The sequence below is a fragment of the Arthrobacter sp. 2762 genome, from assembly GCF_040548745.1.
In the GTDB taxonomy this organism is placed as follows: Bacteria; Actinomycetota; Actinomycetes; order Actinomycetales; family Micrococcaceae; genus Arthrobacter.
On the sequence record NZ_JBEPSI010000004.1, the window covers coordinates 275,100 to 287,981 of the forward strand.

The 12,882-nt window shown below is 62.2% G+C and carries 11 protein-coding genes; 8 read left to right on the top strand and 3 right to left on the bottom strand.

Going from position 1 to position 12,882, the window contains the following annotated elements; translation table 11 throughout:
- Window positions 1-50: 50 nt before the first annotated feature.
- On the top strand, window positions 51-1,472 hold the full coding sequence (locus ABIE18_RS09825) for an MFS transporter (protein WP_499722498.1): 1,422 nt from the start codon (window positions 51-53) through the stop codon (window positions 1,470-1,472).
- Here the strand turns inward: ABIE18_RS09825 and ABIE18_RS09830 are convergent.
- Window positions 1,463-2,074, bottom strand: coding sequence for a TetR/AcrR family transcriptional regulator (locus tag ABIE18_RS09830; protein ID WP_499722500.1), 612 nt, complete (start codon window positions 2,072-2,074; stop codon window positions 1,463-1,465). The two genes, ABIE18_RS09825 and ABIE18_RS09830, sit on opposite strands and share 10 nt — an antisense overlap.
- A gap of 232 nt (window positions 2,075-2,306) precedes the next feature.
- Here ABIE18_RS09830 and ABIE18_RS09835 point away from each other — a divergent pair, with 232 nt between their 5' ends.
- The 6 genes from ABIE18_RS09835 to ABIE18_RS09860 are packed head-to-tail and all read left to right on the top strand — an operon-like array spanning window position 2,307 to window position 9,102.
- Window positions 2,307-4,022 carry an amidohydrolase gene (locus ABIE18_RS09835; RefSeq protein ID WP_499722501.1) on the top strand — a complete coding sequence of 572 codons (1,716 nt, stop codon included), beginning with the start codon at window positions 2,307-2,309 and terminating at the stop codon, window positions 4,020-4,022.
- A 48-nt stretch (window positions 4,023-4,070) separates the two neighbouring features.
- Window positions 4,071-5,063, top strand: coding sequence for an ABC transporter substrate-binding protein (locus tag ABIE18_RS09840; RefSeq protein ID WP_499722502.1), 993 nt, complete (start codon window positions 4,071-4,073; stop codon window positions 5,061-5,063).
- A 28-nt stretch (window positions 5,064-5,091) separates the two neighbouring features.
- Window positions 5,092-5,865 (top strand): ABC transporter permease, encoded by a 774-nt coding sequence (locus ABIE18_RS09845; RefSeq protein ID WP_499722503.1) that lies wholly within the window; start codon window positions 5,092-5,094, stop codon window positions 5,863-5,865.
- Window positions 5,865-6,644 (top strand): ABC transporter permease, encoded by a 780-nt coding sequence (locus ABIE18_RS09850; protein ID WP_499722504.1) that lies wholly within the window; start codon window positions 5,865-5,867, stop codon window positions 6,642-6,644. The genes ABIE18_RS09845 and ABIE18_RS09850 overlap by 1 nt, the downstream gene beginning before the upstream one ends.
- Window positions 6,641-7,495, top strand: a complete 855-nt coding sequence (locus tag ABIE18_RS09855) for an ABC transporter ATP-binding protein (protein ID WP_498700179.1) — start codon at window positions 6,641-6,643, stop codon at window positions 7,493-7,495. The genes ABIE18_RS09850 and ABIE18_RS09855 overlap by 4 nt, the downstream gene beginning before the upstream one ends.
- On the top strand, window positions 7,492-9,102 hold the full coding sequence (locus ABIE18_RS09860) for a sulfatase-like hydrolase/transferase (RefSeq protein WP_499722506.1): 1,611 nt from the start codon (window positions 7,492-7,494) through the stop codon (window positions 9,100-9,102). Before ABIE18_RS09855 ends, ABIE18_RS09860 begins: the two co-directional genes overlap by 4 nt.
- 76 nt (window positions 9,103-9,178) lie before the next feature.
- On the opposite strand, the gene ABIE18_RS09865 is transcribed toward ABIE18_RS09860, so the two are convergent.
- Window positions 9,179-10,147 carry an AraC-like ligand-binding domain-containing protein gene (locus ABIE18_RS09865; protein ID WP_499722507.1) on the bottom strand — a complete coding sequence of 323 codons (969 nt, stop codon included), beginning with the start codon at window positions 10,145-10,147 and terminating at the stop codon, window positions 9,179-9,181.
- 236 nt (window positions 10,148-10,383) lie between these two features.
- On the opposite strand from ABIE18_RS09865, the gene ABIE18_RS09870 reads away from it, so the two are divergent.
- A complete protein-coding gene (locus tag ABIE18_RS09870) occupies window positions 10,384-11,859 on the top strand; it encodes an APC family permease (protein WP_499722509.1) in 1,476 nt (491 codons plus the stop codon).
- Window positions 11,860-12,011: 152 nt separating this feature from the next.
- Here the strand turns inward: ABIE18_RS09870 and ABIE18_RS09875 are convergent, their stop codons facing one another.
- Window positions 12,012-12,758, bottom strand: a complete 747-nt coding sequence (locus ABIE18_RS09875; RefSeq protein ID WP_499722511.1) for an IclR family transcriptional regulator — start codon at window positions 12,756-12,758, stop codon at window positions 12,012-12,014.
- Window positions 12,759-12,882 lie beyond the last annotated feature (124 nt).

Consider the following 12,882-nt stretch of genomic DNA (forward strand, 5'->3'; position numbering starts at 1 on the left):
GCGCGCATCGGGAGGAGGGACGATGCGCAGACTTTAGCGAACCCGGAACTATGGAAAAATCTTCTTTGGCTTCAAAGCCACTGCCTTCGCAACCGACCACAACGTCATCCAATCATCGATCCCGCCTGCCCGGGAGGTTCGCAAGGCTGCCTGAGCTCGCCGGGCCGGGGTTCCTGCCCCTCGGCCTCTTCGCAAGACTCCCGTTGGCTATGCTCACCGTGGGAACACTGACCTTGGTTACAGCGGTGAGTCATTCTTACGCAATCGGTGGCATGGCTGCCGGAGCAGTAGGTATCGGTTCAGCCGTCGGAGCTCCTGTCCTCGGCTCGCTGGCGGATCGCGCCGGCCAACGCATCGTGTTGCTTGTCGCGGCAGTTGTCAACACCCTGGCCGTCCTCGGCCTTCTTGCTGCCGCTTACGTGACCCCAAGTTATGTCTCCGTGCTCGACGCGACGGGCGTGCTCGTGGCAGGTTTCCTCGCCGGGGCGAGTTGCCCGCAGGTTGGCCCCATGGCCCGTGTTCGCTGGATGGCGCTGACCACCCGGAACCTGTCGTCAGCCCGCCAGGCCAGTGTTTCCACAAAAGATGTTGCTGGAAAGGAGGCGGGAGTTCCCGCGAGCGGTGGCCGGAGCGTCGCGGCCAGCCGTGCAGATCTGGACACCGCACTTTCCTATGAGGGCACGGCTGATGAGGTTACCTTCGTGCTCGGACCGGCCCTGGTTGGAATTCTGGCGAGCCTGATTGCACCTTGGCTTCCCCTCGCCATGGCAGCGGTCATGACCATCACGCTTGTACCAGCCTTCGCCGTCCACCCCAGCCAGCAGGCCGTGGTGCCGGCACCGCGTAAGGCTGCTGCCGCCGCCGTCGTGGGTAGTTCCAATCAACCCACAGCAAAGCGAGGGAACCGCTGGGTTGGCGCCGTCGTGGCCGTGCCGGTTGTGGCAATGGTGTGCATGGGCACCTTTTTTGGTGCTACGCAGAACGCCCTGAGCGCCTTTTCTGCCCAGTACGCTACCGCGGAAATTGCTGGCCTTCTCTACTCCGTGATGGGTTTGAGCTCAGCCGTGGCGGCGCTGTCCGTTGCGTTCTGGCCGCAGCGCTTTAGCCTTGCTGCCCGGTGGGTAGCTGCTGCCCTTGCGATGTCATTGTTCGCCTTGCTGCTGCTGGTTCCCGGTGGCATCTGGCCCATGGTGTTCGTGCTGCTGTTGCTGGGAATCCCGGTGGGGCCGGTCATGGTCACGGTGTTCAGCATCGGTGGCGTGGTGGCCCCTCCTGGCCGCATGGCTACGGTGATGACAGCCTTGGCCAGTGGGATCGTGGCTGGCACCGCACTGGGATCCTACCTTGCCGGGCAGTTGGCACAGACCCAGGGTCCCGGTGCAGCCTTCCTCGTATCCATGGCTGCCGCAGCGGGCTTGTTGGTGCTGGGAGTTCTGACTTATCTGGTCATGAAGCGTCGACCTCAGGCGTAGTCCAGTGCTCCGGCGAGGGAGCGGGCCATTAACTCCACCAGACGCATTGACCGTTCTTCGTCGGGGTCCGCCAGATGCTGCATGCTGATGCCGTCTATGCCGGAGATGAACAGGCGGGTGACGTCCTCCAGATTGTGGGGGATTGACTCACCGGCGGCATCTGCCGCGCCACGGAATAGCTCCAGGGTTGAACTGACCCAGCCGTCGTACATGGAGCGGTTCATCAGCAGGGCCTGGGGTTGGTCATCGGCCTCGACGCGGAATCGCCGGAGCAACAGTTCGAACGTGGTCACCTGCTCATGCGGGTTCTCCAGCATGCGCGTCCAAATGCGCCGCGCGTGGGCGCCGATCATATGGTGCAGGCCCAATCCGGGATCAGCGACTGGTTCCAATGCCTTCGCGTAATCCCGGCTGAGGAAGTTGTAGACCTCTTCCAGAAGCTCGTCCTTGCTTCGGAAGCAGTAGTGGAGTGCCGCAAGCGGCGCGTCGGCTTCACTGGCGATTCGACGCGTTGTAGCCGAGGCGAGCCCGTCCTGGGCAATGACCCGCGCCGCAGCCTCAACGAATTGCAGCCGCCTTGCTTCGGCGGGAACCCTGGCCATCCGCGCCCCTTCCTGTCCTCAGTCATTTCCGTGATCAGGCACGCTGATCATCGGTCTCATCGATCCTAGGCGTTCTGCGCCCAAGCTTGCTTTTGGCAATGCCGTAGAGCCTTGGAAAGACCCTTGAAAAGAATTTTACCGGAAAACCTAGTCAAGTGACCCAGTCAGACGACATACTTCTTTCTAGAACGTTGTCTGCATCACAGAGGATGCAGTGATCTGAGGAGAACCGATGCAAGAATTTGCCGATCTGGTGATCGTCAATGCCTCGGTCCACACGATGGACCCGGCAGAACCTGCCCGGATGTCTGACGCCGTAGCTGTCAGGGATGGACGCATTATGGCGCTGGGAAAAGAAGAAACTGAAAGAGCCATCGGGCCCGACACCGTGGTTGTGGATGCCGGCGGAGGCGCTGTCATTCCCGGGATCAACGATGCCCACCTGCATTTCGTATCGGCGGCAATGGCCGCGTGTGGCTATGTCCGGCTGGATCCATCAGTGGCTCCCGACTGGACGACCGTGGTCGACCTCGTCAACAGCGCGCCAACCGGCGAGGACGGCTGGGTTCGGGCGCATGGTTGGGACGAGGCCCTGCTTGGACCAGCAAGCGGATATTTGCTGGATTGCCGCCCGGATGCCCCTGTGGTTGCCTTCGACAGCACAGGCCATCAACTTCTCGCCAACCGTGAAGCGCTGCGTCGGGCCGGCGTCACTGCTGCTACGGCAGACATCGACGGTGGCACGCTGGTACGGACCGCCGAAGGCAGCCCAACAGGCCTTCTTCAGGACGGCGCCATGCAACTCGTCTCAAAGATGATGCCACCGGTGCCGGAGGCAACGCTTCGTCCCGCGCTGCTGCAGTTCCAAGAACAGCTGCACTCGCTGGGCATTACTTCGCTGACGGATCCGGGTCTGGGCCCTGCAAGTGCCGGACTCATGGACGGTGCGGGATCGACGGCGGCACTTGAGTTACTCGGCGACCTCGCCGCAGCTGGTGAACTGACACTGAGGATCAATGTCCTCATGCTGTTCGCGGGAACCGGGGGAGCCGATGCGAAGGCCATCGACGACGGCTTGCAAAGCGGACTGGCCGAGACCTACCTGAACAGGGGAATCGATCCGGAGCAGTTGCGGATTGCCGGCGTCAAAATCTTCGCCGACGGCATTCCGCGCAGCGGTACCGCATGGATGAGCGAACCGTATGGAAAATCCTGCACTCACGGCAGCTTGGTGATCCAAGGTGCCGATGACGCCCAAAGGGTTGCCGAACTCCACCAGATCCTTGGGCTCATCAACGACGCGGGACTGCAGGCAGGAGTCCACGCAACGGGAGACGCCGCCACATCCGCTGCCGTGGAAGCGATCGTGGCAGCGGCTGATGGAACCGCTGAAGCTGGCTCCAAGGTGGCAGGAAATCGCCATTACATCATCCATGGCGCCTTCACTGACACTGAAACCCTGGCAACCATGGCTTCCCACCGCATCGGCTACAGCACCAACCCGCTGATCCGCGAGGAAGCCGGAGACATGATGCGTCAGGTACTGGGCGAGGACCGGTTCTCCCGCCACCAGCCACTGCATTCTGCGCTGGAGGCCGGCGTGCACTTCAACCTGGCCTCTGATGCTCCCGTGACCAGTCCCGACTGGCGCCGCACTGTAGCGGCAGCTGTTCGTCGTTCCACCCGCTCCACGCCCGGCAACTCCGGCGATCCTGAACGGATTACCGGACTCCAAGCGCTCGCTGCCATGACCATTGGCGCAGCTTGGCAAGACCACGCAGAACATTTCAAAGGAGCACTGATACCGGGAATGGCAGCAGACATTTGCCTGCTCTCAAACCCTTGGCCGGACGACGCGGAGATCGAGAAGCTCCTCGACGCCGAGGTCAGGCTCACGCTCAGTGACGGCCGCCTGGTCCATCAGCTGGTCCATCAGTCCAACAGCTAGAACAACCCCCATCCGTACCAAACCATTCGCAAATTCAAGGAGCACCACATGCGACGCAGTATTCCTTTGGCACTGGCCGCAATCCTGTCCATGACACTTGCAGCCTGCGGCGGCGGGTCAGGCCCGGCTTCTACTCCTGCCGCTGACGGGACCACAACACTAAAGGTAGGTACCATCGGCATTGGTTCCGACGCCGCGATCCGGCTCGCCATCGACAAGGGCTACTTCAAGGAACAGGGTCTCAACGTCGAGACTTCTGTTATTGCCAACCCGCCCGCCGGTATTGCAGCTGCCCAGAGCGGCCAGATCGATCTCACCTACACACCCTCTATCCCACTGCTGAATGCGCTGAGCCAGAATGTGCCGCTCAAGATCATCGCTGCTGCGGACGGCTATAAAGACGGCGCAGGAGAATCCAGCGACCTCAACCGCGTCGATGACACAGGGCTCCTGGTCCAGAAGGCATCGTCGATCTCCCGGCCGAAGGACCTGGAAGGCAAGAACGTCAGCGTGCCGGCTCGCAAAGCACAGTTGGAAGTCACAGTCAGCAAACTCGTCAAGGACGACGGCGGCGATCCCGCGAAGGTGAACTGGATGGTTCTGGATCCTTCATCGGCCCTTCAATCCCTGAACTCGGGACGCGTCGATGCAGCGTCGCTCGTTGCACCGTTTACGTCCAAGGCAATGTCCGAGGGCAACAGGCTGCTGGCTTCGCCCGGCGTCGAATTTTTTGAACAGGGCGCAATCGGACTTTGGGTATCGGGTGCCAACACGGTGAAATCCAAGGAGAAGGCGCTGGCGGGTTTCAAGACGGCCATATATAAGGCCAACGCCTATGCCAACGGGCACATCGATGAGGCGCAGCAAGTCAGCGCCGAGATCACCAAGACCCCGCTGGACGTCGTCAAATCAGGCGCGGTCAATTACTGGCCTGAGGACGTCCGTATGGAGGACATCGAAAGGGCCAATAAGAATCTTGCCGATCTCGGTTTCCTCAGTGCACCTGTGAAGCTGCCGGGCGATCTCGTCTTCGGAAAGTAAGCGCTAAACCGAGCATGGGAGATTCATCATGAAAGGGTCCCTCCGCCCAATATCCTTCAGTGCGCTGGGCATTGCGGCAGCACTAATCATCTGGCAGGTCCTTGCCGAGGCAAAGGTGGCAGGAAATGCCCTGCCACCAGCCACGACAGTATTCAGCACCCTGGCAACCATTCTGGGGACGGACACGTTCTGGTCCTCGCTGGGAGCCACGATCGGGATCGCACTGCTGGCGCTGGCTTTGTCAGCGGTTGCGGGCGTCATCCTGGGCCTGCTTGTCGGAACTTTTGAGACCGTAAGGTTCGCTACCTTGGCGGTGCTGGAATTCCTGAAGCCCGTTCCGCCCATCGTCATCCTTCCCTTGGCGGTGCTGGTACTCGGCCCAACCGGGGAGATGTCCTTGTTCCTGGTGGTGTTTGGCTGCCTGCTCCCGATAGTCATGCAGACTGTCGACGGAGTCCAGAGCACCGATCCCGTTGCGAGGGACACTGCCCGGTCCTACGGCATGGGCGAGCCCGAAATCCTGGCCCGTGTGGTCCTGCCCAGCGCCATGCCGTACATCGGAACCGCCATGCGGGTTGCTGCCCCGGCAGCCTTGGTGGTCACCGTTGTGGCGGGTCTGCTCGGCGGTGGCCCGGGCCTGGGCCTAAGCATTTACCAAGCCCAGGCTGCCGGTGATTACGCCAGTCTCTACGGCTTGGTAATCGTCCTGGGCGTTCTGGGCCTGTTGTTCCAAGGTGCCACGCGGCTGGCCGAGCGCCGGATCCTGCACTGGCATGAGTCCTACCGTGAAGTGGTGCCGTGATGAGAAACCCCACAATGAGAAATTGGTTGATCGGCGCAGGCGCGCCCGTGCTGTTGTTGGTTGCATGGTGGCTCCTGTCCGAGAGCTCCCTTGACCCCTTCTTCCCGCCGTTGCGCACCATCCTTGGCCGGTTCCAGGAGCTCTGGCTCTTTGAGCATTTCCAGTCAGATGTGTTGCTGAGCCTGGGAAACCTGTTCCTGGGATTTGCCATCGCAGCCTTTGCGGGGATTGCCATCGGGTTTGTGACCGCCCTTGTTCCCCCGGTTCGCTGGATGGTGGATCCCTTGATCCACTTCCTACGGGGAATCCCACCGGTCGCTCTGGTGCCAATCTTCATCTCCCTCATTGGATTCGGCACCCAGATGCGTGTGACCAGCATCGCGCTGGCGGCGCTGTTCCCCACGATGATCGCGACCGTGGACGGTATCCGTGGGGTGGGCAACGACCTCATGGATGTGGCCAGGGTCTATAGGCTGACCCGGAAGGAACGGGTCCTGAATGTCCTCCTTCCCGCGGCCGCGCCGCAGATCTTCTCCGGCTTGCAGGTGAGCCTGCAAGTTGCCTTCATCGTGATGATCGCCAGCGAGATGCTGGGCAGTTCCCAGGGCATTGGAGCCATGACGCTGCTCGCGCAGCAGAGCTTCATGACAGCGGACATGTGGGCCGGGATCCTGCTCCTGGGCGTGATCGGATTCCTGGTCAATGTCCTCTTCAGCCTGCTCAAGCGCAAGGTCCTGTCCTGGTACATCGGCTCCCGGCGCATGGCGCGTGCAGCATGAGCCTCCGACAGGCCCCAAGCGTTTCCACCCGAAACAGAAAGTCCGCCATGGCACAGCAACCAGAAACCCGCATAAACGCGACCACCCCACGTTTGGACGTGGCTCACCTGGCCAAAAGCTACGGGAGTGGGGAAAAATCCCATGCAGTCATCGAAGACCTCACTTTTACCGTGGATGCCGGCGAGGTTGTCTGCATCGTCGGTCCCTCCGGCGTCGGCAAGACGACCCTCCTGAAATGCCTGGCCGGGCTTCATCCGGCCAGCAGCGGACGGGCAGCCATCGATGGCCGGACCATCAGCGGCCCACCGCCGGAAATGGCGCTGGTGTTCCAGGACTACAACCGTTCGCTCATGCCATGGCTCACGGTGCGCAAGAATCTCGTTCTTCCCTTACGGCACCTAAGGTTGCCCGCTGCAGAACTGAAGGAACGTTGCGACAGTGCACTGGCCGCCGTCGGGCTTTCCCACGCCGATAACCAATACCCCTGGCAGTTGTCCGGCGGTATGCAGCAGCGTGTGGCGATTGCCCGTGCGCTCGCATACCGACCGGAGATCCTTATCATGGACGAGCCCTTCGCTTCCGTGGACGCACAGACACGCTTCGACCTCGAAGACCTGTGCCTGAAGATCAGGAACGACTTCAACATGACCATTCTGGTGGTGACCCATGACATCGACGAGGCCGTCTACCTGGCAGACCGCGTTGTGGTCCTGGGCTCCAAACCGGCCCGCGTCCTGAAGATCGTCGACGTCGACCTGCCGGCTCCGCGGGACCAGATCACCACGCGCTCGCTTCCGGAGTTCGCACGCCAGCGGACCGAAGTGCTGTCCCTCATCAAGAGGCCAGCATGACGGGGGAGCGCCGCACTAGCGCCAAGGGCCGACCCAATGTCCTGTTCTTCATCGCAGACCAATTACGGGCAGACCACATGGGCTTCGGTGGCAATCAGGTCGTCCGGACGCCCAACCTTGATGCGCTCGCGGCCCGGAGCGTGGTTTTCGAGAACGCGACTGTGGCGAACCCTACCTGTATGCCCAACAGGGCCAGCTTGATGACTGGCAGGTGGCCCTCGGCGCACGGGACGCGCTGCAACGGAATCACGCTGGATCCGTTGACGCAGACCGTTCCCGGATCCTTGGCAGCGGGCGGTTACCGCACTGTTGGAGTAGGAAAACTCCACCACCAAAACATGGGATGGGAGTTTGAGCCGGACCAGGTCAAGGAGATCCGCAGCACCGATCCGATGCTCCTGGATCCAACTGTGGGCGACGCCCACCGGCGAGGCTACGCCCCGGGTTGGGATCAGTGGGAGAACCGCGAGGCGCATGATGAGCGCTTCATCGGGCTCCCTGCTGACTACTACGGCTATCAACACGTGGACCTCGTCATTGGTCATGGGGATCGGCCCGGAGGCCATTATGTGCATTGGGCCAGGGAGCGTGGCGTCGACCCCGAAACATTGGGTGGTGCAGGCAACTCCGCCAGCCGCTACGGCGGATGGGATCAGGTGTACCAGACAGCCATTCCCGCCGAAGTGCATCCCACCAGCTATGTGAGCGAGAAGGCAATCGAGCATCTGAAGGATGCGGCGGGCCAGGACCAGCCCTTCTTCATGTTTGTCTCATTCCCTGATCCCCACCACCCCTTTTCACCTCCGGCAGGCTACTCGGACCTCTACGATCCCGGGGCGTTGCCCCTGCCGCTGGGTTTCGACCAGGACCATTCGGCGTCGCCGGCGCATATCCAGGCAATGATGGAACACCGGGGCCATCCGAACCCGGACCCCACCATGACCTGGTCAGCAACGGAGGAACAATACCGGCATGCGGCGGCCGCACAGTACGGGCTGATCACCATGATGGACGAGCACATCGGCCGAATCCTGGACGAGCTCGATCGCCAAGGCCTGGCCGAGGACACCATCATCGTTTTCACGAGTGACCACGGAGACTTGTTTGGGGACCACGGGCTCATGCTCAAGCACTTTGTCCACTACCGGGCGGTGACGAATGTTCCCTTGGTCTTGCACGTTCCCGGCACCTCGACGGGCCGCACCCGGGCGCTGGTTTCCAGTGCCGACTTGGCGCCAACCTTGCTCGAGCTCACTGGTTCGATGCCGTACCGGGGTATCCAGGGCCGCTCTCTGGTTCCTCTGCTGCAGGGATCTGCGGAGGGGCACCGGGATGCTTTGCTGGTGGAGGAAGAGCAGCCGTTCGGGCTCGACGGACTTCCCGGGCCGGTGAGGATGCGGACGATCATCACTGCAGAAGGCAGGCTGACACGGTACTTCGGTACCGACGTCGCCGAACTGTACGATCACCGCACAGACCCCGGCGAACTGCTCAACCGAGCGGGTGATCCTGCCTTCGCTGAGTTGGAAGGGCGCCTGCTGCGGGCGATGCTGAACGAGATGGCTGCCGTGGCGGATGAAGGGACAGCCCCGACGGCGGCAGCCTAGTCATTTGCCTGGCGTTCCGCCTGCCTGTTCTCCAGGTGGCGGGACGTCGGCCCTTCGGTTGCCGGGAAGGTTTCCGTTAGTGGCTGTTGCGGTAGCCGGTGGGGGAGTTGCCGAAGGCAGCCCGGAAGATCCGGCTGAAGTGGGCTGCGTCAGTGAATCCCCACCGCGCCGCAATGGTCGTGACGGGCCGGTCTGCCAGGACCGGATCCAGGAGGTCGCGCCTGCAGCGTTCGAGCCTGCGCTGCCGGATGGACGCGGCCACGGTGGTGCCGATCTCCTGGAAAAGATCGTGCAAGTGCCGGGTGGAGATGTAGTGGGCGGCGGCTATGGTTCCCGGGGAAAGCTCGGGGTCACCCAGATTGGCCTCGATGTAGTCATGGATACGGCCCAGCAGGAGGAGGTGGGGATCGCGGCCTGTCTCGATGAGCTGGTCCAGTTCCCCGTTGAACAGGGTAGTGACCAGGTCCAGTGCATTATGGACCAGACGGAGGCCATTCGCTCCTGAAAGTGCTTCGAGGTTATCGGCCAGCCTTACCAGGAAGGGGCTGATGAGCTCGCCGAGGCCTTCGTCCCCGGGAATCCGGAGGGCCGTTACGTGGCCCATGGCTTCGGCCGGCAAGTCCAGGAGGACGTGCGGGAACATCAGCACCAACGTGCGGAAGTCGTCGTCGAACGTTAGTTGGTAAGGGCGGGAGGTGTCGTAGATGGAGAGGTCCCCGGGGCCGAGCACCGCTTCGCGTTCGTCCTGAACCAGGCGCCCGGAGCCGGAGAGCTGGATGCTGAGCTTGAAGAAGCGTCCGGTGGACTTGGCGATCAGCTCAGGCGTTCGCAGGGCCGTATGGGGACCAGCCGTTATTTCGACCACGGAAATCTGACCCAGGACCCGCGCCCGCATGGTCCCGTGGAAGCTGGCGTCTTTGGCGCCTTTAGGGGCTTTGGCCAGCAACGGCACGAAGGATGCTGAGATGGCCCGGCTCCATTCCTGGAAGGAATCCGCCACCACTGTGTGCACGGTTGCGGGGCCGGTATCAGCCGCGACGGTCATCAAATTCCCTTTCAATGCCCGCCGTACCTGATGGCGCGGGTACAGAATGCCACCAGCGCGGACGTGAGCTTGCCCACGATTCTACACCGGGGGACTTTACGCGGGCTGTGCTTGCGTGCACCGACAAGCACCTTGCCGTGTGAGACAAGTCACGCGCTGCCTTGTCGGAGGAAGATTGCGGAATGACCGACACCGTGCCGCGCAATCTCCGTCCGGCACCGAGGCAGGAGCACACTATGAGCGTGGATAACCCCGTCAAGGGCAAGATCGCTGGGCCCGCAGACACCAAGAGGCGTCTGGGCGTCCCGGCCGTGACCTTTATGATTATTGCGGCCTCCGCGCCGCTGACCGTCCTTGCGGGCGGCGTGACCACCACTTTCGCTGTCACCGGGGTAACAGGTGTCCCGCTTTCGTTCTTGATTCTCGGCGGGATCCTGGCACTCTTCGCGGTCGGGTACGCGGCCATGAGCCGTTACGTCACCAACGCCGGCGCCTTCTACGCCTACATTGCCCAAGGCATTTCCAGGCCGGCCGGTGTGGGAGCCTCGCTGGTCGCGTTGATGGCCTACAACCTCATGCAGGTAGGCATCTATGGGCTCTTCGGCTTCACAGTTTCCTCGCTGCTCTCGGCAAGGCTGGGCATCAGCGTTCCCTGGTGGATCCCGGTGCTGATCTGCATCGCAATCGTCGGCTGGTTGGGCGTTAACCGGGTGGATCTCTCGGCAAAGGTGCTGGGTGTCCTGGTGGCCCTGGAATTCCTGGTGGTCATCGCCTATGACCTCATCAGCCTTGCCGTGGCCCCCGAAGGAGTCTCTGCAGCCTCATTCAGCCCTGAAAGCCTCTTCGTCCCGGGCGTCGGCGCAGTCCTTTCCTTCGGAATCGCCGCCTTCATGGGCTTTGAATCCGCAGCTATCTATGGCGAAGAGTCAAAAGATCCCAAGCGCACTGTTGCCCGTGCCACCTTCGCAGCGGTTGCCATCATCGCCCTCTTCTATGCCGCCTCAGCCTGGGCGATGACCGTAGGCGCAGGCCCATCCGCAGTCATTGAAACAGCCACCAACAATGGCCCGGACATGATCTTCGCCTTCCTGGGTACCAACGGAGGCGTGCTCTTGAGCGATATGGCGCAGATCCTGTTCGTGACCAGCCTGTTCGCTTCGCTGGTCAGCTTCCACAACGCCGTCGCACGATACTTCTTCTCACTTGGCAGGGAGCGCGTCATCCCGCCGTTCTTCGCAGCTGTCCGTGAAGGGAGCGGAGCACCCTTCGGGGGGTCGCTGGCGCAAACGGTGATCGCCGTCGTCGTGACTGTTGCCTTCGCCATCGGGGGATCGGGTTCTGAACTAGGTGAACTGTATCCAGTGCTGACCATGTTTACCTGGCTCACCAACAGCGGCGCCATGGGGCTGGTCCTGCTCATGACCGTCGTGTCCGTGGCCGTCATTGGCTTCTTCCGCCGGAAGCGGCATGGTGCCAGCCTCTGGGTGCGGGTTGTTGCGCCTGGCCTTGGCTTTGTTCTCCTGGCGATAGTGTTTGTGCTCATCCTTGCCAACTTCAACGTCCTGCTCGGTCAGACGGAATCGACGGCGGCAACGTTTGTCCTGCCGCTGGTGGTGCTGCTGCCGGGTCTGGTGGGAATCGTGTGGGGGCTGCGCTTGCGGCGCTCGCAGCCCGGGCTCTATGCCCGGATCGGCCACGGCTCGGAAGACTGAAGCCGCCTCCAGCACTGAAGCACTGAACACACAAGAAAGCCCCGGCGGGTGCCGGGGCTTTCTTGTGTGTTGAGTATTGGGTTCCCGTGCCTGCGGGCCTTCTGGGGCAGGGCGCCTGCCCCAGAAGGAATGCTTGGCCAGCAAGGAATGGTTCAGGCCAACTGGCTCTCGATCCGCATGGAGCTGGCAGCCAACTCCTTACCTACGGCGTCGGCGTCCTGGTCGAGGCGGATATAGACGACGGCGATTGCGGCCGGCCGTCCGCCCGGGACGTGGATGGGAGCGGCGATCGATGACAATCCGGCGATGACTTCGTCGTGGCTGGTGGCGAAGCCGGTGCGTCGGGCCTCGTGCGCTTCGGGGCGGTACGGGATACCTGCACCTACTTGGCGCCAACGGTCCTCGGTCATGGTCGACTGGATGGCGATACCGGGTGCGCCAACACCGATGGGATGGCGGCTCCCCGGATGCTGAGCGAGTGCGGCGCCTGAATGGCGGGGTTCCACGGTGACCAGGGTGACGCATTCCTGGTGGTCCCAAACAGCCAGGAAAGCGGTCATGTGCAGAGTGTTCGCCAGCTGGGTGAGCTCGGGCAAAGCAGCTGTTTGCAGGTTGCGCGAGACGCCACGTGCCAGCACGGCCAGTCCGGGACCCGGCTGGACGCGGCCTGAATCGTCCCTGATCAACAGCGAGTGGTCCTCCAGCGTCCGGAGGATGCGGTAGGCAACAGAGCGGTGCACCCCCAGGGCCTCGGCGAGTTCGGCAATGCTGAGCGGGCGTTCGGCTTCGGCGAGGATCTCCAATGCGCGGATTCCCCGTGAGAGGGTTTGCGACGGCGGGGCCTGGCTTGCTGCTTCCTGCGGACTTTTGACGTCGCTGCGGGGACTCATGCGAACCATCCTATGTTGGCGGGTGACGGCATGCGGCGGACAACTCTTGTGTTGCACACCCCATCAGGATATCGTTCCATATACGAATCGGTGATTCAACTATAGAACAATGTTGTTCCTGGGCTTCATGTTT